This window comes from Streptococcus fermentans (genome assembly GCF_040888305.1).
Lineage (GTDB): Bacteria > Bacillota > Bacilli > Lactobacillales > Streptococcaceae > Streptococcus > Streptococcus fermentans.
Map to the genome: position 1 here is coordinate 282,182 of NZ_JBFNFG010000002.1, position 24,902 is coordinate 307,083.

Annotated in this window: 20 protein-coding genes; 3 read left to right on the forward strand and 17 right to left on the reverse strand. The window is 39.2% G+C overall.

What is annotated here, in order from left to right; genetic code table 11:
• Positions 1–343 precede the first annotated feature (343 nt).
• The 11 genes from rlmD to AB2B50_RS03860 form a co-directional block, all read right to left on the reverse strand.
• Positions 344–1,705 carry a 23S rRNA (uracil(1939)-C(5))-methyltransferase RlmD gene (gene rlmD / locus AB2B50_RS03810; RefSeq protein WP_320692503.1) on the reverse strand — a complete coding sequence of 454 codons (1,362 nt, stop codon included), beginning with the start codon at positions 1,703–1,705 and terminating at the stop codon, positions 344–346.
• 74 nt (positions 1,706–1,779) lie between these two features.
• On the reverse strand, positions 1,780–2,754 hold the full coding sequence (locus tag AB2B50_RS03815; protein WP_320692504.1) for a DUF1002 domain-containing protein: 975 nt from the start codon (positions 2,752–2,754) through the stop codon (positions 1,780–1,782).
• Between the two features lie 82 nt (positions 2,755–2,836).
• Positions 2,837–3,439, reverse strand: coding sequence for a lysozyme family protein (locus tag AB2B50_RS03820; protein WP_320692505.1), 603 nt, complete (start codon positions 3,437–3,439; stop codon positions 2,837–2,839).
• Positions 3,439–4,413, reverse strand: a complete 975-nt coding sequence (locus AB2B50_RS03825) for a nucleoid-associated protein (RefSeq protein WP_070460651.1) — start codon at positions 4,411–4,413, stop codon at positions 3,439–3,441. Before AB2B50_RS03825 ends, AB2B50_RS03820 begins: the two co-directional genes overlap by 1 nt.
• A gap of 7 nt (positions 4,414–4,420) precedes the next feature.
• The gene (gene glyA / locus AB2B50_RS03830) at positions 4,421–5,677 is read right to left on the reverse strand and encodes a serine hydroxymethyltransferase (RefSeq protein WP_320692506.1); all 1,257 of its coding nucleotides are present in this window, start codon (positions 5,675–5,677) and stop codon (positions 4,421–4,423) included.
• A gap of 49 nt (positions 5,678–5,726) precedes the next feature.
• The gene (locus AB2B50_RS03835; RefSeq protein WP_045763018.1) at positions 5,727–6,158 is read right to left on the reverse strand and encodes a GNAT family N-acetyltransferase; all 432 of its coding nucleotides are present in this window, start codon (positions 6,156–6,158) and stop codon (positions 5,727–5,729) included.
• A gap of 1 nt (position 6,159) precedes the next feature.
• Positions 6,160–6,762 (reverse strand): L-threonylcarbamoyladenylate synthase, encoded by a 603-nt coding sequence (locus AB2B50_RS03840; protein ID WP_320692507.1) that lies wholly within the window; start codon positions 6,760–6,762, stop codon positions 6,160–6,162.
• A complete protein-coding gene (gene prmC / locus AB2B50_RS03845) occupies positions 6,746–7,582 on the reverse strand; it encodes a peptide chain release factor N(5)-glutamine methyltransferase (RefSeq protein WP_320692508.1) in 837 nt (278 codons plus the stop codon). The genes AB2B50_RS03840 and prmC overlap by 17 nt, the downstream gene beginning before the upstream one ends.
• A complete protein-coding gene (prfA, locus tag AB2B50_RS03850) occupies positions 7,582–8,661 on the reverse strand; it encodes a peptide chain release factor 1 (RefSeq protein ID WP_001028810.1) in 1,080 nt (359 codons plus the stop codon). The genes prmC and prfA overlap by 1 nt, the downstream gene beginning before the upstream one ends.
• A 9-nt stretch (positions 8,662–8,670) precedes the next feature.
• Complete coding sequence (locus AB2B50_RS03855; RefSeq protein ID WP_320692509.1) at positions 8,671–9,150, reverse strand: GNAT family N-acetyltransferase; 480 nt, start codon at positions 9,148–9,150, stop codon at positions 8,671–8,673.
• Positions 9,140–9,739, reverse strand: a complete 600-nt coding sequence (locus AB2B50_RS03860) for a thymidine kinase (RefSeq protein WP_320692510.1) — start codon at positions 9,737–9,739, stop codon at positions 9,140–9,142. Before AB2B50_RS03860 ends, AB2B50_RS03855 begins: the two co-directional genes overlap by 11 nt.
• Positions 9,740–9,862: 123 nt before the next feature.
• Here AB2B50_RS03860 and AB2B50_RS03865 point away from each other — a divergent pair, with 123 nt between their 5' ends.
• On the forward strand, positions 9,863–10,045 hold the full coding sequence (locus AB2B50_RS03865; protein ID WP_001117401.1) for a 4-oxalocrotonate tautomerase: 183 nt from the start codon (positions 9,863–9,865) through the stop codon (positions 10,043–10,045).
• Positions 10,046–10,167: 122 nt separating this feature from the next.
• Positions 10,168–11,541: a tRNA uridine-5-carboxymethylaminomethyl(34) synthesis GTPase MnmE gene (gene mnmE, locus AB2B50_RS03870; protein WP_320692511.1), complete on the forward strand. Its 1,374-nt coding sequence runs from the start codon at positions 10,168–10,170 to the stop codon at positions 11,539–11,541.
• 392 nt (positions 11,542–11,933) lie between these two features.
• On the opposite strand, the gene hemH is transcribed toward mnmE, so the two are convergent.
• The gene (hemH, locus tag AB2B50_RS03875) at positions 11,934–13,028 is read right to left on the reverse strand and encodes a ferrochelatase (protein WP_060955780.1); all 1,095 of its coding nucleotides are present in this window, start codon (positions 13,026–13,028) and stop codon (positions 11,934–11,936) included.
• Positions 13,029–13,182: 154 nt separating this feature from the next.
• On the opposite strand from hemH, the gene pepT reads away from it, so the two are divergent.
• Complete coding sequence (gene pepT / locus AB2B50_RS03880) at positions 13,183–14,406, forward strand: peptidase T (protein WP_320692512.1); 1,224 nt, start codon at positions 13,183–13,185, stop codon at positions 14,404–14,406.
• 76 nt (positions 14,407–14,482) lie between these two features.
• On the opposite strand, the gene AB2B50_RS03885 is transcribed toward pepT, so the two are convergent.
• The 5 genes from AB2B50_RS03885 to lacG all read right to left on the reverse strand — a co-directional run bounded on the left by AB2B50_RS03885 (position 14,483) and on the right by lacG (position 24,630).
• Positions 14,483–18,370, reverse strand: coding sequence for a pneumococcal-type histidine triad protein (locus tag AB2B50_RS03885; RefSeq protein WP_414169885.1), 3,888 nt, complete (start codon positions 18,368–18,370; stop codon positions 14,483–14,485).
• Positions 18,371–18,377: 7 nt separating this feature from the next.
• Complete coding sequence (locus AB2B50_RS03895; protein ID WP_320693250.1) at positions 18,378–19,307, reverse strand: metal ABC transporter solute-binding protein, Zn/Mn family; 930 nt, start codon at positions 19,305–19,307, stop codon at positions 18,378–18,380.
• 228 nt (positions 19,308–19,535) lie between these two features.
• Complete coding sequence (locus tag AB2B50_RS03900) at positions 19,536–22,616, reverse strand: pneumococcal-type histidine triad protein (RefSeq protein ID WP_320693251.1); 3,081 nt, start codon at positions 22,614–22,616, stop codon at positions 19,536–19,538.
• Positions 22,617–22,926: 310 nt separating this feature from the next.
• Positions 22,927–23,181: a DUF3884 family protein gene (locus tag AB2B50_RS03905; RefSeq protein ID WP_320693252.1), complete on the reverse strand. Its 255-nt coding sequence runs from the start codon at positions 23,179–23,181 to the stop codon at positions 22,927–22,929.
• 42 nt (positions 23,182–23,223) lie between these two features.
• On the reverse strand, positions 23,224–24,630 hold the full coding sequence (lacG, locus tag AB2B50_RS03910; RefSeq protein ID WP_320693253.1) for a 6-phospho-beta-galactosidase: 1,407 nt from the start codon (positions 24,628–24,630) through the stop codon (positions 23,224–23,226).
• Positions 24,631–24,902: the final 272 nt, after the last annotated feature.

Sequence of the window (24,902 nt, forward strand, 5' to 3'; positions counted from 1 at the left end):
TCGCTGGATTCATTTATTACTGACGTATCTATTTTTTGTCTACGCAGTCGACATTCAAACAGACGTTCACATCAATGTATTTTTTTGCACCTTTTTTATGTCAAAATCACTCTTTTCAATAAAGACAAAATGCTTGAAAAAGTGCTTAAAATCAAGAATTTTCACCCTTTTAGTCGTTGTAGCAACACTACACACTCCACATGCTGTATCTGTGGAACTCAAAAGGTTTGGGTGAACCTGGATTAGACACGTTTCACTAACAAACTCACACATTCAGCGTTTCGTCGTAAACTCCTTACTCTATGACAGCTATCCCATGGGCTGATCATCTGCTTCTACTTCGCTACTCTGTAGCTCGTACAAGCAGTGATACCGCCTCAACGTGGTGCGTCTGTGGAAATAAATCCACCGGCTGTACTTTCTTCAATTCATAGCCCAACTCTTGATAGAGTTTGATATCTCGAGCCATGGTTGCTACATTACAAGAAATATAGGCGATGCGATCAGCTCCTGTTTGTGCACTTGCTTTGATGAAGCTTTCGGTCAAGCCCTTGCGTGGTGGGTCGACTAGGATTGCAGTTGGTTGGATGCCTTCCATAAGCCAATTCTTCATAGCATTTTCAGCCGTGTCACAGACATAGTGAGCATTGCTGATGCCATTTAAGCTAGCATTTTTCTGGCTGTTTTCTACAGCTTCTGGGATGACCTCTACACCATAAACTTCCTTGACATGTTTAGCGACAGATAGTCCAATGGTCCCAATTCCTGAGTAGGCATCAATGACCACATCCTCTGCTCTTAACTCCGCAAAGTCAATGGCTGTTTGATAAAGCTTCTCTGCCATTTCGGTATTGACCTGGTAAAAGGCTGGTCCAGAGATTTGGAAATCATTGCCCAACATTTGGTCGGTAATGTAGTCTTGACCATAAAGTGTACGCCATTCTTTCCCGAAAATCGCATTGGTGTTTTGGTCATTGATATTCTGCATGACAGACACAATTTCTGGAAATTGCTTGATCAGTTGTTCAATCACCTGTTCAACTCTGAAAACTTTAGGACGAGTTGTCACCAAAATAACCATGATTTGTCCTGAATGATATCCACGACGCACAACAAGGTTACGAATCAAGCCTGACTGTTCCTTCTCATCATAAGGCTTTAAGTCATATCGACGGAGCAAATCTCGCAAAGCCACAATAACTTGATCAATGACTAGATCCTGAATGTAAAAATCCTCCAGTGGCATAAGGTCATGAGAATTCTTACGGAAGAAACCAGTCTCCAGAACACCATTAACGCGACGAACAGGAACCTGAGCCTTATTACGATACTTGATAGGATTTTCCATACCAAGAGTATCAGCAACCTCTACATCCCTGATTCCAGCAATCTTATAGAGACTGTCTTTTACTTGCTTGGTTTTAAACTTGAGTTGCTCTGAATAAGCTAGATGTCCCAAGTCAGCAATACCTGAACGTAAGTATGCCAAATCTAAGTCTAGGTTGCGATGTGGTGATTGCGTAAGGTATTCCTCGACTTTACCAAAGCCAATTTTCTTGTTGACTTTAAGGACACGCATGAGGATTTTCTCAGTTGGTAGAGCATTCTCTACAAAAAAGACCAAGCCATCTACCTTGGCAACACCTGCTCCTTCATGTGTCAGATCGACAATCTCTACTTCTACAATATCATTTTTCTTTAACATTCTTTTCACTTTCTATCAGCCGACAAAAAAAGACGGCAACTGTTCTGTTACCATCTATTATACCATGAATTAGCCTAAGCACCAAAACTCTTGAAAAAGTTTACAATTGCTTGCCAAATAGCACTGAGGATATTGCCACCGTCTTGAATAGCTTTATTAGCATCAAAGTTAAGGTCGATATTGCTAAAACTATCTCCTGCTTGCGCAACGATACTTTGTTTCAGATCCTTTAGAGTCTTTGTAAAGTCTTCGTTATTCAAAATATCGCTCTTAGAAAGATTGAAGGCAAAGTTGATGATGATATTGATCTGGTTCCCTGTTATAACCTGATCCAGCTTATAATTTTTCAATGTGTCTTCAACAATCTTACGAACATCATCTTCAGTAAGCTCACCCTTGGACTCTTTAGCTTTAGCGATGGCAGATTTGATATCGGCAAGGGCTACATTGAGTTTATTGGCATCATAGCCTGATTTGTCCTTATTTTCATCGTTGATGTCTGACAAGGCTTTTAGTTCTTCCTGAGCTAGGTCTTTATTTTCTTGAGGAAGTTGAACACCATTAGCTTCTAATGAATAGTAAATACCTGCTAGGGCACTTTCACCTGTTACAGGGATTGGTGCAGCAACGGTAATACGAGCATGCTCCACACCCAAAGTAACAGCCGCATTGCGGTACATGTCTTGGGTCACTTTAGTGATATTTTCAGGGGTTTCAATCTTCACTTCAAGTGGAGATTTTTCACCTAATTTTTGAATTTTTGCAGACGAATAGAGCTGGATACTAGAGTCATTGGCGACGTTCATAATCTTTGAGTAGACATCTGGCGTCATAGTCTTCAAATCTTTAGTATCTTTTGAGGCATCATAGCCTAGTTTTTTTAATGTTTGATTTTTTTGATCTTCTGTTAGTGAAGAACCCAAGACGTACTCAGGTTGAACATAAGTTTCATCAATGACTTTTTGAACATCAGTGGCTGCTTGAGCGCTTTGCAAAGTTGCAACTGCTAAAAGAGCTACAGCACTTGTCAGAAAGAATTTCTTTCGCATGAGACGTTCCTCCTTTTCCTATCTAGGATAGTCGATTAGCCTTAAAGAAAGCTTATAAAAGCACCTAGAATTTTCTAAGTGCTTAAAATAGATTAAAAAATTTAATAATGTAGAGATTTAGTTGAACCTGTCTAGAGTAATAATAGTTTCCACCATCCACATAGAGTTCTCCACCTTGAAAGATGGAAATTGGATTGACGTAGCGGTAGGTTTTTCCAGTTGTATTTCCTAATGTCGGCGCAACTGTATCTCTGGAATATTGTTTAGCTAGAGCAAGGGTATTTTCTTTCCCATTTTGGGCGATAAAATCGATATAAGCTGGACCAAAGTTATAGGCTTGTACAGCAGTCCAAACATCTACCCCCTTTTCTTGTGCTAAATAAAGATTTTCAGTCAAGGTTTGAATCCCCTGACGAATACTACTCCTATTGTCAGAAATCGTATTTGTAGTACCGCTAGCAGACTCACTAGACTGCATCACGTCGCTTTCTTTACCTTTGGTTTCGGTATAAATCATGGCCAGGACTAGTTCTTCATTTGCTGGCGTATCTTGCTCACTTAAAACCTCTCGTATCAAGGATTGATAGGTCATGACCTGCTTTACATCCCGATACATATGAAAAAGTTTATAACCAGTAAATAAGATAAGAACAAGCACCAAGACCCTTCTTATAAATTTAAACATTATTTGCTTTGTATATCCTCGATGTTTTTGATTAAGATAGAGTAGGTACCATTGTCATTTTGGATAAATTCGACCGACTCAGCATCTTGGTAAATATTATTGGGTACGATTAACTCAATCCCATTTGACAGAGAAAGCTTTTGGTTTTCAAATTTCTTTAATTGACGACTAGCATCGATTTCATCAAACTGAACTGGCTCTGGCACTGCTTCCTTGACTTGGTCAATAAAGCTAAGACGTGCAGTGAGATTGTTGTCAAAAAGGTCATTTGCCAATTTTTCTGGAGACAATTCATTGCTTTCTTCAAGGTTGTTAAAAATAGCAGACTTGACCTTAGATTGAAATTGAAAATCATCTGTATTAAATGTTTCAGCAATTCTCTGAGCTGTTTTTTCCAGTTCCTTGATTGACTTCTTAGGTGAAATCTTAGGCTGAGCCTGTATCAGATTCTCAGAAAAATAGTTCAAAAAAGTCCCGTTATACTTAATTCGTTTCTCAATCAGGTGATATTTTCGGCTTTGAAGATTGACCACTAAGGCCTCGTCAGCCCCTGTACCAAATCCAGGCAGGTTATTCTGAGTCAGCTTGATTGGATTATCAACCTCTCCACCGAGGTGGGTCAAGGTCTCACGCAGGGCAATACGTAAAAAAGCAAAATGCTCTACTCCTTCTTTAGAAAACTGCACAAAAATCAAGTCGTTGGTCTTGAGATTTTCAGAAATGCTGAATTCCTCTTTCCATAGGTTTGCTAGCGTCACCGATGTCTCCAACAAATCATCTGTAATATGATTGAAGAAGGGATTTTCTTCTTCGAAAATCCCAGTCTTGGCTTCATCTGAATACACACGTTCGATTTTCTTACGTAGGTATTCCTCGATTTTTGGAGTGATATTGAGAAATTTATCCGCTAGAAACAACTCTGTGTCATCAGGGCTGAACTGATGGATAATAGCTTTCTTAATATAAATGTCCATAAAAATTTTAGTCCTCATATAATGGGAAGGCATCTGTCAAGGCTTTGACATCGCTTCTTACTTCATCTAAAATAGCTTCATTTTCTGCATTTTTAAGGGTTTTAATGATAAGTTCAGCCACTTTACGGCTTTCTGCTTCACCAAAACCACGTGCAGTTGTTGCTGCTGCACCGATACGAATACCACTTGTCTTAAATGGTGACAAAGTTTCGTATGGAATTGAGTTTTTATTTAGGGTAATATTGACCTCATCCAGCAAGTTTTGAGCAACTTTCCCATTTTCTACAACCTTGGTTACATCCACTAGGAAGAGGTGATTTTCAGTACCACCAGAGATAATACGGAAATCAGGGTCTTGCAAGAAGACTTCTGCCATAGCCTTGCTGTTCTTAATAACATTTGCTGCATATTCCTTGAAGGCTGGGTCCAATACCTCTTTGAAGGCAACAGCCTTAGCAGCAACAACGTGCTCTAATGGCCCACCTTGAATACCTGGGAAAATAGCAGAATTAATCTTCTTAGCAAGGTCTTCGTCATTGGCCAAAATCAAACCACCACGTGGTCCACGAAGGGTTTTGTGGGTCGTTGTTGTTGTAATATGTGCATAAGGGACTGGACTTGGATGAAGACCTGCAGCAACCAAGCCAGCAATGTGCGCCATATCTACCATGAGTTTAGCACCAACAGCATCTGCAATTTCACGGAATTTTGAAAAATCAATAATTTGAGAATAGGCTGAAGCTCCTGCTACGATTAATTTGGGTTTCACTTCTTGTGCTTGTTTCAAGATAGCATCAAAGTCCAGGAGTTCAGTCTCAGGATCAACACTATAAGAAACAAAGTTGTAGGTTTGACCAGAGAAGCTTACAGGAGCTCCGTGGGTCAAGTGACCACCTGCTGCCAAATCCATTCCCATTACCGTATCACCTGGCTCAACCAAAGCCATGTACGCTGCACAGTTGGCTTGGCTTCCTGAGTGAGGTTGGAGATTGGCGAATTTAGCACCGAAAATTTCTTTTGCACGTTCAATAGCTAGACTTTCAACGATATCAACTACATCCGTACCACCGTAATAACGACGTCCTGGGTAACCTTCGGCGTATTTATTGGTCAAGATAGACCCTTGAGCCGCCATAACTGCTTTAGAAACGACATTTTCAGACGCGATTAGCTCAATATTGTTTTGTTGGCGTTCCTCTTCTTTGGCAATAGCATTCCAGAGATCAGCATCGTATGCTTTAAAATCGTCTTTGTCAAAAATCATAGGTCTTCTCCTTTATAGTGTGACTGGTCCTTTAGTTTAAGAAAATATACTAAAAGATGCGAATAAACCGTTTCTGCACTTTATCACAAGTATAACCAACTTTTTCGTAAAATGCATGGGCACCCAGACGATGGTCTGCAGAATTTAAGCGAATGAAGTTATAGCCTCGTTTTTTTGCTTCTTGTTCCAATCCTTGGAGCAAAGTTTTTCCGATACCCTGACCTTGTGTTTGAGGCAAAACAGCTAAAGCTAGAATATTAAAACCTGGTTTTGAATAAAGGGATTCATAAACCTCGGCATGGACATAACCAAGTAAGTCATGGCTGGTCGAATCCTCGAAACCCAGTAGGTAGTGATGTGAGTCTTGAGATAACTTAGCTAGTTGACTAGCCGTTTCCTCTAAACTAAACGAATAGCCTAAAGCTTCTTTATTAATCTCACAAATAGATGCAACATCTGTTGTTTTCAAATCACGTAGCATTTCATACCTCCTCAAAAGGAATTGTTGGTATCTTGGCATGGATATCTTCTCGTGTAATCGCTCCTTGACGTAGAATCTTCACCTTATCGCCAGATAGGTCTAAAATAGTCGAATCCTGACCTGTTAAAAAAGCATCGTCTTCGAGTCCCAAGACCTCTTGGTCAAAATCATGAAGAATCTTGTGAAAATTTACTCCACTTGATTGACCTGAGATATTGGCAGAAGGTCCGATTAAGGGGCCAAATTCACGAATCAAGTCCAGAGTTACTGGATGACTAGGCATGCGAAATCCAACAGTCGTCAAATCTGAATTGACCCAGTAGGGAACCTTGTCATTAGCTTCTAAGATAATGGTCAAAGGGCCTGGTAAAAAACTTTCAACCAGTTTTTGGAGATAAGCTGGCTGATTCTTAGAAAAGTTCAAGATATCGTCTAAACTTGCGACATTGAGATTAAGTGCTTTGTCTCTTGGACGACGTTTAAGTTGATAGACATGATCAACTGCTTTTTCGTCTAGCGCCTTGGCAAAAAGACCATAAACTGTTTCTGTCGGCAGAACAACAGCTCCACCTTTTTCAAGCTCTTTCTTAATTTTCTCCATCATCAATGACAACCATCCTATCTTGATCAAATTGGTCTTTCAGAGTTCGAACTCGCTTCTCGGGAAAATTTTCCTTGAAAAGAGCTGGAACACTTTGACCTTGTTTGTAGCCAATTTCAAGATAAATCTTACCACCATCATTTAGATAGTCCTTTGATTCTTCCGCAATTCTGCGATAGATCGCTAGACCATCCTCATCTGCAAACAGGGCTAAATGTGGCTCTGAATGGAGAACATTCAAACCTACTTCTGCCTCATCTACTCGAGATATGTAAGGTGGATTGGATACAATTATATCATATTTTGAAGAAATTTCGGAGAAACAGTCAGATTTAATAAAAGATAATGTTAGACCTTGATTATTAGCGTTTTCCATCGCCAAATCCAAAGCATCCTGAGAAATATCGGTAGCTGAGATTGTCCAATCAGGTCTATTTTTAGCTAAGGCAAGAGCAATAGCACCACTCCCTGTTCCGATATCCAGAACTTTGAGGTTTTCCTTTGGATTCTCAGCCAAAATGAGTTTCACCAACTCTTCTGTCTCTGGACGGGGAATCAAGACCCGCTCATCTACTTTTAACTGCATCCCAAAGAATTCAGCATGACCGATAATATACTGGGCGGGTATATGATTCGCCAATTTCCTGTAAATGTCCTCTACAAACTGTCTTTCTTCCTCTGTTACCTCTTGCTGGAGAGCAAAGACAAAGTCTGTAAAAGATAGATTTTTCAGGCTACGATAGACAAAGGAGAGGCTTTCTGCTTCCTCTCCTTGTGCTATCAACTTTTCCTCAAAATCTTTAAAAATTTGAGCTACTTTCATTATTTGTTTAATTCTTCTAATTTCTGTGTTTGGTCATAGAGTACCAAGGCATCCACAACTTCGTCTAGTTTACCAGATAAAATCGTATCTAGTTTTTGAAGGGTTAAGCCAATACGGTGGTCTGTGACACGATTTTGTGGGAAGTTATAGGTACGGATACGTTCTGAACGGTCACCAGTACCGATAGTAGACTTACGCTCAGCGTCCTGCTCATCTTGGGCAATCTGTGCAAAGTGGTCAGCAACACGCGCACGGATGATCTTCATAGCTTTTTCACGGTTTTTCTGCTGGGTACGTTCTTCCTGCATTTCAACCTTGATATTGGTTGGCAAGTGAACGATACGAACGGCAGTCGCAACCTTGTTGACGTTCTGTCCACCAGCACCAGAAGCGTGGTAGATATCCACACGAAGGTCTTTTGGATCAATATCGTATTCTACTTCTTCCACTTCAGGCATGACAAGGACAGTAGCTGTCGAGGTATGAACACGCCCTTGACTTTCTGTCACAGGGACACGTTGAACACGATGGGCACCAGACTCATACTTAAGCTTAGAGTATACAGACTGACCTGATACCATAGCAACCACTTCCTTGAAACCACCGACACCGTTCATAGAAGCCTCCATGACTTCAAAGCGCCAGCCTTGGGCTTCAGCGTACTTTTGGTACATGGTTAGCAAATCACCAGCGAAAAGTGCTGCTTCATCACCACCAGCTGCTCCTCGGATTTCAAGGATGATGTTCTTGTCATCGTTTGGATCTTTAGGAAGGAGCAAGATCTTCAGTTTTTCTTCGTACTCTTCTTTTTCGGCCTTAGCATCTTTCAATTCTTGTTTGGCCATTTCTTCCAAGTCAGCATCTCCGCCTGATTCTTTAATCATCTCTTCGGCATCGATAATGTTTTGAAGGACTTGTTTGTATTCGCGGTAGGCAGTTACCGTGTCACGAGTAGAAGCTTCCTCTTTTGAAAGCTCCATGAAACGCTTGGTATCAGAGACCACATCAGGGTCGCTCAGCAATTCTCCCAACTCTTCATAACGGTCTTCTACAGCTTGTAGTTGATCATAGATGTTCATTTTTTCTCCTTATTTCTCAATTGTTAAATCGTATATGGCTACTACTTCGTTCTCAAATATTTCCCCAGTTTCTTTAAATCCATAACTGAGGTAACAAAATCTTGCATGTTCATTTTCTGGTTCATAAGACAACCAAAGTTTATTGGCTAAACCTGCTGGCGCTGTCCGAACATAGTCTAGCACCTTATCCATAATTGGTTTAAAATATCCTTGATCTTGAAAATGCTTATCAATCATGAAACGAAATAGTAAATAATTTCCATTACTAATTCCGATTTTTTTATCATAAGCTAACATCACAAAACCTATGATTGCATCATTATCGTAAACTGCCAATGGAGCTACAAAATCTCCATTTTTAGTGTAGACATATGCTTCAGCTAAACTAATTGCGTTGGTAGCAATAAATTGTTTTTGATATTCCTTAACATCCAAATGCAGAACATCAAAATAATTTTCCATTGTAACATCTCTTAGTTCAATTGTCATAGTCTTGTTCCTTTTTAGATGTTATCAGTGGGGCAAAATAATGTTTACGGCAAACCGAGATATAGGTTTCATTGCCACCTATCTGGATCTGCTCACCATCATAGACTGGCAGACCATTCTGCGTACGCAAGACCATGGTTGCTTTTTTCTTGCAATACTGACAGATGGTCTTGATTTCGTCAATCTTGTCTGCTAAGAGCAGAAGATATTTTGAACCTTCGAATAGTTCATTACGAAAGTCATTTTTTAAACCAAATGCCATAACAGGTATGTCTAACTCATCCACAACACGAGCTAGGTCGTAAACATGGTGACGCTTTAAAAACTGGGCTTCATCGACAAGTACACAGTAAGGCATTTCAGGTAAATCTCGGATAAATCCAAAGATATCCGTTGTTTCCTCAATAGCAACTGCTGGTCTTTTCATCCCAATTCGACTTGAAACATAGCCAATACCGTCACGCGTATCCAGAGCCGAAGTCATAATCACAACTCCCTTTCCTTGCTCCTCATAGTTATAGGCTACCTTGAGAATCTCAATCGTTTTTCCTGAGTTCATAGTCCCATAACGATAATACAACTGTGCCATGCTTCTATTTCACGTCCATTTCTAAATTTTTGCTACATTCTAGTATACCATATTTTCTCAAAGCTTTAAACGGCAAATTGTGGTAAAATAGAAGAAATCAAATAACTAGTGGAGGACGTAATTATGCCATTTGTACGCATCGATTTATTTGAAGGACGCACGTTAGAGCAAAAGAAAGCCCTAGCCAAGGAAGTTACGGAAGCTGTTGTTCGCAACACTGGTGCACCTCAATCTGCTGTTCATGTCATTATCAACGATATGCCTGAAGGAACCTATTTCCCACAAGGCGAAATGCGCACTAAGTAAAGCTTAAGCAATCTGCTTAGGCTTTTCTTTATAAGTAACATTTATTGAAGAAAATACTAAAATTTGTTACAATTTGAAGAGATATTAGTCTATACAAACAAATAAACTATAAAGGAATTGAAATGATTACACGGGAATTTGATACCATTGCAGCCATCTCGACACCGCTTGGTGAAGGTGCTATTGGGATAGTCCGCCTAAGCGGAACGGATAGTTTTGCCATTGCGCAGAAAATCTTTAAAGGCAAGGACTTGAGCAAGGTTGCTAGCCACACTCTTAACTACGGCCACATTGTTGACCCTCAAACTGGTAAGGTCATGGACGAGGTTATGATTGGGGCTATGAAATCTCCAAAGACCTTCACTCGTGAAGACATTATCGAGATTAACACTCACGGTGGAATCGCCGTAACCAATGAAATTCTCCAATTGGCTATCCGTGAAGGTGCACGTATGGCAGAGCCTGGAGAGTTTACTAAACGTGCCTTCCTTAACGGTCGTGTAGACTTGACTCAGGCCGAGGCTGTGATGGATATTATCCGTGCCAAGACTGATAAGGCTATGAATATAGCGGTCAAACAATTAGACGGTTCTCTATCTGACTTGATTAATAATACTCGTCAAGAAATCCTCAATACACTAGCACAAGTAGAGGTTAATATCGACTATCCTGAATACGACGATGTTGAAGAAGCCACTACTGCTGTTGTCCGTGAAAAGACCTTGGAGTTTGAACAACTCTTAACCAATCTCTTAAAAACGGCACGTCGTGGGAAGATTCTCCGTGAAGGGATTTCAACGGCTATCATCGGTCGTCCAAACGTTGGGAAGTCTAGCCTTCTTAATAACCTCCTGCGTGAAGATAAGGCCATTGTAACGGATATTGCAGGTACAACCCGTGACGTCATCGAAGAATACGTCAACATCAACGGTGTTCCACTGAAGTTGATTGATACTGCTGGTATCCGTGAAACAGATGACATCGTCGAACAAATCGGTGTCGAGCGCTCCAAAAAAGCTCTCAAGGAAGCTGACTTAGTTCTACTAGTCCTAAACGCTAGCGAACCACTAACCGCTCAAGACCGACAACTTCTTGAAATTAGTCAAGATACTAATCGAATCATTCTTCTCAACAAAACTGACCTGCCAGAAGCTATTGAAACTCAGGAACTTCCTGAAGATGTCATCCGTATTTCGGTCCTGAAAAATCAAAACATTGATAAGATTGAAGAACGGATTAACAACCTCTTCTTTGAAAACGCAGGCTTGGTCGAACAAGATGCTACTTACTTGTCTAATGCCCGTCATATTTCATTAATTGAAAAGGCGGTTGAAAGCCTACAAGCTGTAAACGAAGGCCTCGAACTAGGAATGCCTGTTGATTTGCTTCAAGTTGATTTGACACGTACTTGGGAAATCCTCGGAGAAATCACTGGTGATGCTGCTCCAGATGAACTCATTACACAGTTGTTCAGCCAATTTTGTCTGGGTAAATAAGAAAAACTAGGTCAAAAAAATGCTAGTCACCTAAAAAGAGGTTGGGACAAAAAGATCCCGACCTCACTTTTTATTATCAATCATAATTTGACGCGGTAGCTGATTGAACTTTTTGTTCGTCTTTTAGACTCCAAAAAGCTCCTAATCATCCTCGCGGGGCTGGGACTACGAAATCAAGACTTTGTCTATCGATTTCTGTCCCACCGCCTTTTCTTTCACCTTCTAAGTTATATCCTACCTTAGCAGAAATCTGAAACAAACCTTATACTCAATGAAAATCAAAGATCAAACTAGGAAACTAGCCGCAGGCTGTACTTGAGTACGGCAAGGCGACGTTGACGCAGTTTGAATTTGATTTTCGAAGAGTATTACCAGTTCTTTTCTATTTTCACTTAGTCTTTAGGTAATTTGCCAGCTTTTTCAAGCATTTTTTTGATTAAATAAGGCATCTTGACATTTTCACGACCTTTTTTCTCAATTAATTTTTTAACAAATTCTGGCATTTGTAAGTCTTGTGATTCATCTAAAATATTCTTAGTTTCATCCGAAGGGACTAATTCGTCAAAGGTTTCTTCTTCTGGGAGGAATTCTCTAAATTCTTTATGTTCATTAGCTCGGACAATATTGACCAAGGCATCAATCAAACGAGAATCTGTATTTGGCATTGGTGGACGATGGTAGTTCACCTCCAATTCCTGACACAAGTCATGACATTCCACATCGTTGTCAAACAAGACTTCAATATGCTCACTGATAAAACTAATAGGCACAAAAATATAATGCTCTGGATGTTCTTCCTGTTCTCTAAGATACTCCAATACATCTGGTTTAATCCAAGGAATACCAATATCACTTTCGCTCTGCCAAGTGTTGGTATATTGCTCTGGTTTCAAGCCTAATTTCTCAGCAATTAACTTGCTATTTTCGAAAATCTGGTCGATATAAGGATCACCAAAATCCAAGGCAAAAATAGGCACACTGTGGGCAGAAAAGATGACTTTAAAGCTATCCTGTTTCACCTTTTCTTTTAAAATTTTAGCAATTTCAGCTGTCCAATAATTTAATAGTGCTTCTTCTTGATACCAGTCCTTAATAACTAAAAACTGAATTTGTTTGCTTTCCAGAAACTTTTCGTACCCCATGACAGAGTAAAAGGAATAGTGTGGCTCCAAAATCAAGCAAATACACTTTTCAATTCCATCTGCTTCCATTTGCCGAATCACATCTGGAATAAAAGGGGTTGAAAATTTATTGGCAAAATAGACACTATATTCATTTCCTAACCTAGCTTCTACCAAGGCAACTTCTTCACGGGTAATTTTTTGAAGTGGAGTTCCTCCAATTCGAACATAATTATCATAAAGGGTTTGAATCTCGTGGTCTTGAGGTCGAACTCCTCGACGAATGTTGGTAAAAAAGTCGGCTACTCCTTCAAAGGTAATCTCTTCTGGTGAACCAAATGTCATCATTAAAATTGCTTTTTTCATCTCTGCATCCTTGTGATATTTTTATCTTTTTTATTGTATCACTAAAGAAGCCATAAGTAAACGCTAACATAAGGATTTTATCTCCCTTCTGACTTTTGTTTTTCTCTTCTTTCTATGATACAATGGTTTTAAAAGAAGGAAAAAAGGAGTTTTTATGAAATACCAAACATTGTTGGAGCGTTTTTTGACTTATGTCAAAGTCAATACACGTTCTGACGAACATTCAACCACTACACCAAGTACCCAAAGTCAAGTAGACTTCGCAACCAATGTCCTCATCCCTGAAATGAAACGTGTTGGTTTGCAAAATGTCTACTATCTACCAAACGGTTTTGCTATCGGTACTCTTCCAGCTAACGATCCTAGTTTGACTCGTAAGATTGGTTTTATCTCACACATGGATACAGCTGATTTTAATGCTGAAGGTGTTAACCCGCAAGTTATTGAAAATTATGATGGTGGCGTTATCGGGCTTGGGAACTCTGGTTTCAAACTAGATCCAGCGGATTTCAAGAGCTTAGAGAAATATCCTGGTCAAACCTTAATTACTACAGATGGAACTACCCTTCTCGGGGCTGATGATAAATCTGGTATCGCTGAAATCATGACAGCTATCGAATACTTGACTGCTCATCCTGAGATTAAACACTGTGAAATCCGTGTTGGCTTCGGACCTGATGAAGAAATCGGTGTCGGTGCCAATAAATTTGATGCAGAAGATTTCAATGTTGACTTTGCTTATACAGTTGACGGTGGACCTCTTGGTGAACTTCAGTATGAAACCTTCTCTGCTGCAGGTGCTGAACTTCATTTCCAAGGTCGTAATGTTCACCCAGGAACAGCCAAAGGGCAAATGGTTAATGCTCTCCAATTAGCCATTGACTTCCACAATCAACTCCCAACAGGTGACCGACCTGAGTTGACTGAGGGGTACCAAGGATTCTACCATCTCATGGATGTAACAGGAACTGTTGAGGAAGCGCGTGCTAGCTACATCATTCGTGACTTCGAAAAAGAAAGCTTCGAAGCGCGTAAAGCTGCTATACAAGCTATTGCTGATAAGATGAACCAAGAACTTGGTAGTGATCGTGTTACCTTAACTTTGACAGACCAGTATTACAACATGAAAGAAGTCATTGAAAAGGATATGACACCAGTAACCATTGCTAAAGCAGTCATGGAAAGTCTTGATATTACACCAATTATCGAACCTATCCGTGGAGGAACGGACGGTTCTAAAATTTCCTTTATGGGAATTCCAACGCCAAATATCTTCGCTGGTGGCGAAAACATGCATGGTCGTTTTGAATACGTTAGCCTACAAACAATGGAACGTGCAGTCGACACCATTATTGGGATTGTAGCTTATAAAGACTAAAGAGATCGGGAAAAAATTCCCGACCTCTTTTTTATCAGCAGCCTACTTTTGACACGGTAGCTGTCTGAACTTTTTATTATTCTGCTACTTTTTCTCTCGTTTCTGGAGAGCTAGTTGCAGGAGTTAAGTTTGACTCAGCTTGTTTATCGTTTGTTTCTTTATTGGCTTTTTCTGTGCTAGCTTCAGCTGGCTTGACTTTGGATTGAAATTCTTGGTTTAACAAAACGATTTCTTGAGCAAGAGCTAAAAGAGCTTGTTTGTCTTTGCTTGCTGCACTAAGCTTATCAAATAAGGCGTCCACTTTTTCAAAGTCAGCATCAGAACCATTATTCATTTCTAAATAAGTATGAAGGGCAATGACACCATTATAAAGTTTTTGATAAAGAACTAAAACCTCTGGGTCTTGGTTGGCATTCTCACGTTCAGTCTGAATGGTTTGTGAAATACGCTTCAGAAGATCTTGAACTTGTGTGTTTAGTTCATCAAGGTCTGCATCTTCTTTATCTAGAGCAGCTTTCAGATTTTTCACTTCGTCAGCAAGAGAAGCTTTAACACCTTCTTCTTTAACTTGAGCCACTAATTCTTCAGCTTTTGTTAAGAGTTCTTCTACTTGACCTTTTCGAACATGATTACTTTGTTCCTCAGGTTTGATATCATCATACAAACCTTTCAAGAACTCATAAACTGCCGTTTTAGCACTGTGACCATCCACTTTTTCAGTATCTAAAATCGTTTCAGAAGGCTTATGAGCAACAGATTCATTCTTCACTGCTTCTTCTACCTCTAATTTTGTTTGATAGATTTCAGGGAAGAGTTTGTTTAAGTCAGTCGCCTTGAGGAAGGATTGTGATTGATAAAGTGTCCAAGTTAAGTTAGCAACTTTATTTCTAAGAGTGTCATTTAAGTGATTATCAGATAAATGTTGATAGAAATACTTAATGTACTCGACTGTTGTAACTCCAGTACGATCATTAAAGTCTTGAAGAGCTTCTAGTTTAGCTTCAACTGCATCTAAACCAGCTTCATCTTGAGCCAATTTATTTTCTTGGAGTTGAGCCAAGAGATCCTTTTTAGGAAGCCCATAAGCATCCGTATCTAAGGTATTAATCTTATCTACTAAAGCTTGATATTTCTTGTCTAAAGGACTGATTTCTGTTGGTTTTACACTAGAGTCAACGTGGATATACTGCTTGTCAAAGAGATCTAAAGCAGCCAGATAACCAGCTGTAGAGTTTGTTGAGAGCTTCTTCATATTTTCAGAGAATTGTCCCAAGGCAAGTTCAATCTGTCTTTGTAAAATTGGTTTATCCTTGTAAACTTCGCGACTTTCTGCTAGAAGTTGAACAACCTTATTTTGAACAGTAGCTTCATCAAAGACACCTGGTTGGTAGTTGGATTGCAAGGCAGGAATCTTATGTTTCAAAGCCACTTCATAACCTTTAGTCTGCACTTTAATGTAGTGATTATGGTCTCCGTGAGGAATGACGAAGCTGCCATTTTCCACCTGCAAACTATATGGAGAGACACCATCCCGAAGTGCAGTTGTATAGAGTTCGTTTAGGAAATCAAGTTCTGCATCGCCTGTTTGAAGCGGAATACGAACATGTTCCTTACGAACTGCGTAAGGGTGAATGTGAGTTGGGTCATAAGCCTGGTCCGGATTACCAAATACAAAGAATCCATTTGAAATACGGATAGCTTCAAGTGGAACACCATAAGTCTTAGAAATATAAGCTATTTTTTCTTCATCACTTGCATCTCTAGAAAATGCTTCTACATCTTTTGCAAGTGGTTTAACAGGTTCTGCCTGATGTTGACCATGCAGATGCTCTTGCGCTGCCTTTATCTGCTCTGCTGACAAATCTTTTTTAAAGAAATAGTGGGCATGATCTCCATGTGAAACCACAAAACCTTGCTCATCCTCACTAATCACTCGCTCAGCTGCAAAGCCATGATCATGTTCATCTTCATGATGCTCGTGTTTCGCTTCATTCTCTTTAGGAGTGTTATGATTATCTTTTGGAATTTCTGTTTGGCCATGACCATGCAAATGCTCTTGCGCTGCCTTTATCTGCTCTGCTGACAAATCTTTTTTGAAGAAATAGTGGGCATGGTCCCCATGTGAAACTACAAAACCTTGCTCATCTTCTCTAATCACACGCTCAGCTGCAAAGCCATGATCATGTTCTTCTCCATGATGCTCATGTTTCACTTCATTCTCTTTATGAGTGTTAGGACTATCTTTTGGAACTTCTGTTCGGCCATGACCATGCAAATGTTCTTGCGCTGCCTTTATCTGCTCTGCTGACAAATCTTTTTTGAAGAAATAGTGGGCATGGTCCCCATGTGAAACTACAAAACCTTGCTCATCTTCTCTAATCACACGCTCAGCTGCAAAGCCATGATCATGTTCTTCTCCATGATGCTCATGTTTCACTTCATTCTCTTTATGAGTGTTAGGACTATCTTTTGGAACTTCTGTTCGGCCATGACCATGCAAATGTTCTTGCGCTGCCTTTATCTGCTCTGCTGACAAATCTTTTTTGAAGAAATAGTGGGCATGGTCCCCATGTGAAACTACAAAACCTTGCTCATCTTCTCTAATCACACGCTCAGCTGCAAAGCCATGATCATGTTCTTCTCCATGATGCTCATGTTTCACTTCATTCTCTTTATGAGTGTTAGGACTATCTTTTGGAACTTCTGTTCGGCCATGACCATGCAAATGTTCTTGCGCTGCCTTTATCTGCTCTGCTGACAAATCTTTTTTGAAGAAATAGTGGGCATGGTCCCCATGTGAAACTACAAAACCTTGCTCATCTTCTCTAATCACACGCTCAGCTGCAAAGCCATGATCGTGTTCATCCTCATGATGGTTCTTATGAGTTACATTTTCATGGTCACGCTGAACTGTTGGTTTATTTTGATTTTCTAACGGCTTTGTTAGTGTTAGGGCACCGCCAAGTGGTATCAAACGAGCAATTTTTTGCTCCAAAGCAGACATACTACTATAAGGAATGAAATGGTAGTGATTGCCGTGTGGAATCGCAACTCCTGATGGTGTTCGACTGGTAATTTTAGCTGGGTCAAATACCAAACCATCAGATTCTTGATAGCGTTGACTAACTGGTAAAGCATATAACTGAGCAAGAAGACTTTGGAGGCTATCCTCTTGATCTACTGGGTTGCTTGTTGCTGGGCTTTCGGCTTGAGAACTTGGTGTAACACTTGGATTTGGTTTATAATCCGTTAGGCTTGGTTGACTTCCTCTTCCAGCTATATAGGCTTGAGCTGCTGCTAATTCACTAGAAGATAGGGCACTCTTTGGAACGTAGTGATAATGCCCACCGTGAGGAACGATATAAGCATCCCCTGTATCTTCAATAATATCTGCAGCATTAAAGACATAACCATCATCCGTTGTATATCGACCTTGTGCTCTGGCAGTAAGAACTTCCTCACTTGCACTACCACTATCTGATGTGTGTTCTTGTTTTTGCTGCTCGATTTGTTCTTTGGTACGGACATTATCAGCATGGCTTGCATCTTTTAGATAGACATAGTATTTGCCATCCACTTTGATGATATAGCCACCTTTAATCTCATTGACAATATCTTGATCACGCAACTGATAGTTCGGATCCTTCATGACCAGTTCTTCACTAAAGATTGCATCATAAGGCACCTTACCATTATAGTAATGGAAATGGTCGCCGTGGGAAATCACATAACCTTGATCAGTGATCTTGGTAACAATCTGTTCAGCTTCTATGCCTTCCTTCTTGCTAACTTGGTCTGGTGTCAGAGATTCATTCTTCTTAGCTTCAGATCCTTTACCGTCAACATAGGATACACGATTATCATCTTTTTTCTCAGGTGCTTGATGTTGATTCAAAGCATAAACGCAGACACTTAAAGCAAGAACTACTGCAGATCCTGCTAAATATTTTTTATTAATCTTCATAATCTCCTCATTTCAATTCTTCAGCTAAGATAGCCATATTTTCTTCTAGGTTTTCTAAGTAGGACTTGTCATTTTGTGGGTCTGCCTCTAAAGGATTGAGGGTTTTCAGACTCACACCTGTTGATTTGACAAGTGTATCCGCTACCTTAGATGATGCATTGCTCTCTGTAAAGATGGTTTTGACCTTATAAGTCTTTACAAATTCCTGGATTTCAGTTAATTGTCTTGGACTTGGTTCTTGATCAGGAGATATTCCTGCAATCCCAAGCTGATTGAGTCCAAATCGTTTTGCCAAATATGAAAAGGCTGTGTGTTGGGTCACAAATGTCTTTTGATTTGCTTTTTCAAAGATTGGTTGGTATTTCTTTGTCAAATCATGAGCTTTTTTGATAAAAGCTTGCGCATTTTTCTGGTAAGTTTCTTTATGTTCACTATCAATCTCTGAAAGTTTGTCAGCGATAATTTGCGCTTCTTCGCCAGCTTTTTCAGGATCTAACCAAGTATGAGGATCATACAAGGTTTTCTCATCAATCCCATCTCCTGCCTGCATATCTTCTAAGCCAGGCACGCGCTCCAAGGCCATACCTTCTGATGCTTCTAAGACCTTTACCTTGGATTTTTGCAGACTTGGATCTAAACTTCCCGCCCATGACTCTAGTGTATGAGAATGATAGACAAAAACATCGGCATCATAGATAGCTGCAATATCATTTGCAGAAGGTTCAAAGGAGTGAATTCCGCTACTTGACTGAATCATTCGAACATCATTCAAGTCACCAGATACTTCCTTGACCATGGCATAGATAGGATAAAAACTGGTCACAATTTTCATCCCCTTAGTTTCATCACTCTTGTCTTGACTGGTCTTTTGTCCACATGCTCCTATGGTAAGAACAAAGAAGGCAAGCACAAGCCATAGGATACTTCTTTTTTTCATAACAACTCCTTAACTAGTATTTAACCATTTAATTAACTAGTAAATAGTTTAACTTTTTTTATTTAATATGTCAAGATTTTTAGTCGTAAAAAATAAAATCATAGTTTTAGAACTTCTTGATTCAATTTTTAAGACAGCAAATTTCAGCTTTTTAATAAAGAAAAGGACATTATTCAATCAAAAATCGAACAATATCCTTTCGACTAGATTATAATGAATAAATATATTTTAAGATTTTACTTGTTTTAGTGTCTTAATGTCATACATCACTAATTCACCATTTTTATTGTAAAACTGAACACCTTCTGGCTGAAAAATTAGAAACTTAGGATCGATTTGTGCAATTTTTGCTAACTTTTCTATATGTTCATTTAAAGTTACTTTATCCAATCCGTAGTCTGGTAAATCATCGTCACTTTCTTCTTTGGAGTTTTCTTTATCTTCAACCTTGTTTTCTGAAGGAATTTCGTTGGTTGTACCAGTCTCATTTACACCTATATTATTCTTCGGTTGCTCCTCAGTTTTATCTACATCAGTCTTATTTTTATCAATATTTTTAAGATTGTTTGAATCAGGTTTTAATTCTTCATTATTATTCGTAAACGTCCCATCTTGGGATTCTTTTTCTTTCATTCTTTTGGCAATTAAGTCTTGCGCTTGTTTCCATTCTACTTCTGATAAGTCGGATTTAGTGATACTTCTCAATGAACCACCTCCCGCTCTTGGAATACTGAAAGATTTATCTGCCCAAATATAGGTTCCCTTTGCCAATACATCCTGAGGATCAAAAATATATCCATCAGGAGTTGCAAATCGACCTTCTGCAAGAGCTTTCTGAACTTCTTCAGCAGAATGGATAATTTGCCAGTTCTCCATTCCAGGACGTTTTTCAAGAGGAGTTACATTAGCAATAACAGATCCAGCATCATCATGACCTGGTTTTGACCAAACTTCAGGACGCACATCAGGATGTTGCATTACATATTTTATAGTTGCTATTTGCTCACTATTTAACCAAGAATAAGGTACGACATGAATGTGATCAATATGCGGAATAATGAAAGAAGTTCCAGTATCATACGTAGTATTGGCTGCATGCATAGGCAAGCTAGATACATCAACAGCTAATCTTGGTTTAATTTCTGTTTCTACAATATCATAACGATAATGATCTCGATCCTTAAGCATTAGTTCTTGTTCAGAAAAAGCTATTTGAGTAAGATCGAGTTCTTCACGTGAATAAAAATAATCTTTACCACCTTCATTAATTATATAACCAACTTTACTATTTCTAGAAATTTTATTAGTTACTTTTTTATAATCAAACTTTGGTCTTTCCTCCTCATCTGAGTGTACTGAAGAAATGATGGAATCTGGATTTTTACCAGTTTCTTGAATCCATTTGGCAACTTCATCCAATTCGAATTGTTCTAATTCACCATATCCCATATAATGGAAATGATCTCCGTGTTTGGCAATAACACCTGATTTATCAACAGAATCGATGGATTCTTTGGTAAATATGTATCCATCACTCGTATCATAAGGTTTACCATCTAAACCTTTTCCATAAGCTTTGATTGGTTGTCCTAAGAACTTATGAACTACTTCTTTTGATGCTAAAGGTTTAATATCTGTAACAATTTCGTTTAATCCATTTTGCCCTTTTAACGGAATCATCCGTGCAATCTTTTCTTCCAACGCAGACATCTGACTATATGGGATAAAATGGTAGTGATCCCCATGAGGTACCGCTACCCCATTTGCTGTTCTTTTCGTGATTTGAGCAGGTTCAAAAATCAAACCATCCGATTCCACATGGCGTTCTGATAAAGGTTTGGCATACAATTCACTTAAAAGTGTTGAAATGTCTTCCCCTTGATTTTGATGATAAGTTGGGGTGACAGTCAGATTTGGAGTCTCTGTCAAACTTGGTTGAGCTTGCTTAGAATTATCACTACTTGGTTTACTTGAACTTGTAGAGGAATGTGCGCCTTGTTTACCATTCCAATAAGCTTGGGCAGCAGCCAATTCTCTTGCTGACAAATCACTCTTAGGGATATAGTGGAAATGATTGCCGTGCGGTACAACAAAAGCGTCTCCTGTATCTTCAATCACATCTGTCGGACTAAAGACATACCCATCATCCGTTGTATAGGCTCCTCCAGTTCCACGATTCGGTGCCGGCGTATTGAGATTAAAGTTTGGTTTAATGGTTGAACTTGGTTTCTCAGTACTGCTTGGTTTCGGATTATCAGTATGACTTTGAACTGGCTGACCTCCAATTGGCAGATTTCGAGCCAATTTTTCTTCCAAAGCAGACATTTGCGAATACGGAATGAAATGGAAATGATCCCCGTGAGGAACTGCCACACCATTTGCAGTACGTTTTGTAATCTGTGCTGGGTCAAATACTAATCCATCAGACTCCACATGACGTTGGCTAAGTGGCAAAGCGTACAATTCTTGAAGGAGACTAGCTAAATCCTCATTTTGGCTCTCCGAAGCTGTTGCAGGATTTTGAGAAGTTTCAGATGGACTAGTTCTCACACTAAATCTTGTTTCTCCTCTGCTTGAACGATATTCAACCGTACTTAATTGACCGCCTTTTCCAGATAAGAAGGCTTGGGCAGCAGCTAATTCACTGGCAGACAAATCACTCTTAGGAATATAGTGGAAGTGATTGCCATGAGGAACGATATAGGCATCACCTGTATCTTCTATGATATCAGAGGCATTAAAGATATACCCATCATCCGTTGTATAGCGTCCTTGAGCTCTGGCTGCAACTACTGCTTGATCGTTAGAACCACCCCCGTGATTACTACTATGTTCCTGCTTCTGACGTTTAATCTCTTCTTTTGTACGAATATTGTCCGCATGAGCCGCATCCTTAAGGTAAACATAGTATTTCCCGTCTACCTTAATCACATAGCCACCCTTGATTTCATTGACAATGTCTGAATCCTTCAACTGATAATTCGGATCTTTCATCAGCAGTTCTTCACTGATGATAGCGTCATAAGGAACCTTGCCATTATAGTAATGATAATGATCTCCATGAGAGGTCACATAACCTTGATCAGTAATTTTAACAACAATTTGTTCAGCATTAATACCTTCTCGCTGACTAACTTCATCTGGTGTCAGATTTTCAGTCTTAGTACTAGCCTGATTCCCTTCTATATAAGCCACACGATTAGGCTCTTTGCTAGTCTGTACCGCTTGGAAACGCCCCAGTTCATAACTTGAAAGGCTTAATGCTAAAAGAGCTACCGAACCAAGAACATATTTTTTATTGATTTTCATCAAAACACACTTCCTATTTCATTTATTCGTTAAATAAAGAACTACACTTTTTCCTAAAGAACTTCCTTAACTGGTTAAGTATATAACTGAAAAACGAAATCACTTTTAAAACTCCTCCTTCTATTTTCTATTTATCTAACAAGATTTGATCGAGTGAGTTAATTCTTTATATAATTAACCAGTTATTTAACTAGTTAAGATTTTACTCCTATCACATAAATCTGTCAAGAATTTTTTTGACTTTCAGGTAAAATCTAGATAAAAAAGAGGAATATCCCCTAGTATGAGATAGATTCCTCTTTATAATATTTTAGTGTTGAAATGGCATAAAATCCGATTCAAAGGAAATGTTATCCTTATCATCTGCGTTGACAAAATTTAAAAATAGCTTTTGAAATTTTTCAAATTCATAGTCTGAATGACAAATCCACTCCTTACCCGTCGAGACATACCATTTCCCAAGACTTGTAAGTTCTTCCTTGGTTAAGGATGGTACATGAGAGCAATGTTCAAAGTTAATAATATAAACTTTTTCATAGATTGATTTGATAAAATCTTTGAGCATAAACTTTCCTCGCTTAAATTCTATACCTAATAACTAGTTGTACTATTCAATCACTTGGGTTTCTGCTAATTTCTTGTACCAATGTGCAGATTTCTTAGGATAACGTTCTTGTGTATCGAAATCAACATAGAAGAGTCCATAACGTTTTTCATAACCATTAGACCATGAGAAGACGTCCATCAATGACCAGATGAAGTATCCTTTGACTACTGCGCCATCAGTAATGGCATCTGAAATAACTTCCAAGTGTTGTTTCACATAATCAATACGTCCATCATCGTAAACAGTGTTGTCCACAAATTCATCTTTGTATCCAAGTCCGTTTTCAGTGATGTAGATCTTCTTGTAGGTTGGATAATCTTTCTTAACACGCATGATTTGATCATACAAACCTTGAGGGTAGATGATCCAGTCCCAGTCAGTACGAGGTACATAGTCAGGAGCTACACGACGACCAACACCTTTGATCTGGTATTTAGAGCTTCCTTTTTCACCTTTACCGTTGTGGATGATCTCAGTTTCACCATCAAAGGCTTCCATCCAATCGCTCATATAGTAGTTAATTCCGAGGAAGTCATTCAAATCTTTAGCTGCTTCAAGTGCTGCAAAGTCTTCGTCACGAAGATCCAAGCTACCACCATTTACTGATAAGATGTGATTTACACCTTCCATTGTTGCATCTGAATAGTGTCCAAGGTATGTCGCATCCAAGATAAATTTGTTGTGGATGATATCTTCCAACTCAGCAGCACGAACGTCTGCTGGATTTTCTGGATCCAAAGGATACTTAGTTGGAAGAGCGTGTACCACACCGATTTCACCTTTATACCCTTTGTCTTTGTACAATTTCACAGCACGCGCATGAGAAACCATCATATTGTGGTGTGATTGGAAAACTTTGGCAAGGTCATACTGAATCCCTGGAGGGAATTTTCCTACTAAGTATTGACCATCACCGATTGGGCCGATTTCATTAAAGGTTGTCCAGTAGTTGACTTCTGGGAATTCTTCAAAACAGAATGCAGCATAATCTACAAAGTGTTCGATGTTTTCACGATTTAAGAAGTCTCCGTTTGAGTGAAGAGCTTCAGGTGTATCAAAGTGATGAAGAGTAACGAACGGTTCGACATGACGTTTATGACATTCTGCAAATAACTTATGATAGAATTCTACCCCTTTTGGATTTACTTCACCATAACCTGTTGGAAAAATACGTGACCAAGCAATTGAAATACGAATACCGTTTACCCCATATTCCTCAGCCAACTGCAAATCTACTGGATATTTATGGTAGAAATCACTCGCTGGTTCAGCTGTGTACCAATAGTTATCTGCTAGGTATTTGTCCCAGGCAACAGGACCTTTACCATCTGTATGCGTAGCACCTTCTGCTTGATAAGCTGCTGTTGCGCCACCGAAAATAAAATCTTTAGGAAGTGTTTTTGTCATTTTTTCACCTATTTCTTGATTGGATAAAATGAAAAGCGAGCGGAGAGGAGCTAGTGAGCTATCCATCTCCGTCTCACTTCTTGTACAAAGTCACCAAATAGTGACATAAAGGGGGAAAATAAATATATAATCAGGAGACTGTTTTACAGTCCTCAAGGTCAGTCGAATTGTGACTCAAGGAGGTAAAAACGATATTTTTTTACCGACGAATTAACAAAGCGATTAGGAAATTCGCCATAGCGATTTCCATGATGATAGGAGTCTGTTTTACA